The sequence below is a fragment of the Micromonospora sp. NPDC047707 genome, from assembly GCF_040704235.1.
In the GTDB taxonomy this organism is placed as follows: Bacteria; Actinomycetota; Actinomycetes; order Mycobacteriales; family Micromonosporaceae; genus Micromonospora.
In genome coordinates, this window is the sequence record NZ_JBEYSU010000168.1 from 1 (window position 1) to 1000 (window position 1000).

1 protein-coding gene is annotated in these 1000 nt (G+C 69.5%); it reads left to right on the top strand.

Annotated elements, in window-relative coordinates:
- A partial coding sequence (locus AB0873_RS32670) for a transposase (RefSeq protein WP_366604666.1) occupies nt 1-819 on the top strand: 819 nt, incomplete at its 5' end.
- Nucleotides 820-1000 lie beyond the last annotated feature (181 nt).

A 1000-nucleotide genomic window follows, 5' to 3' on the forward strand; every position in this document is an offset into this window, starting at 1 on the left:
GGGGAACGCGACCCGCACGTGTTGGCTGGGCTGGCCCGCGGGGCGCTGCGGAACAAGACCGACGATCTGCGGCTGGCCCTGGCCGGCAGATTCACCGCCCACCATGGTCAGATGATCGGGTTCCACCTGACCCGGCTTGATCACCTCGACCAGGTGATCACGCAGGTCAAGGAGAAGATCGGCCATACCGGCACTGCCGGCACCACCCGGCGGGCCGCGGTCGGGCCGTGCGGGCTGGTCGCCCCGTTCGCCGAGCAGATCCGGCTATTGACGAGTATCCCCGGCATCGCCGACCGGATCGCGGCGGTGATCGTCAGCGAGATCGGTGTGGACATGAGCAGGTTCCCGTCCGCGAAGCATCTGGCCGCGTGGGCCGGGCTCGCCCCCGGGAACAACGAGTCCGCCGGCCGGCGTCGCAGGGCCCGTCACCGCAAGGGCAACACCCACGTCCAGTCGATCCTCATCGAGGCCGCCCTCGCCGCATCCCGGACCCGCACCAGGATCGGGGCGCGGTTCCACCGGCTGCACCGCCGCTTCGGCGGCCGGGCGAACAAAACCGCCGGGAAGAAAGCCGCGTTCGCCGTCGCCCACACCCTCATCAAGGTCATCTGGACCGTCCTGGCCACCGGACAGCCCTACACCGATCTCGGCCACGACTACTACACCCGCAGCGTTGACCCGCAAACCCACACCCGCCGGCTGATCGCCCAACTCGAAGCCCTGTCCGGCAAGAGAATCATCCTCACCGACCACGACGACGGCGACAGCCCGGACAGTGGGGATCCCGGCGCTGGCGAGAGCGGTGAGGCCGCCGCCTGAAAGGCCCACCACCAGCACGCCACAAAGGGGCGGGAAGAGCGCCGACAAGGCCGTTTCCGGCGAAAGGTCAGACCCGCAGGGGTCGACAACGTGGTCACTCTTCCCACCAGCACCCCAGCTTGCCGCACCCCGCCACCAGCGGCAAGCCCACCACCATGCCCGGAAACCACCGTGTCCCGGC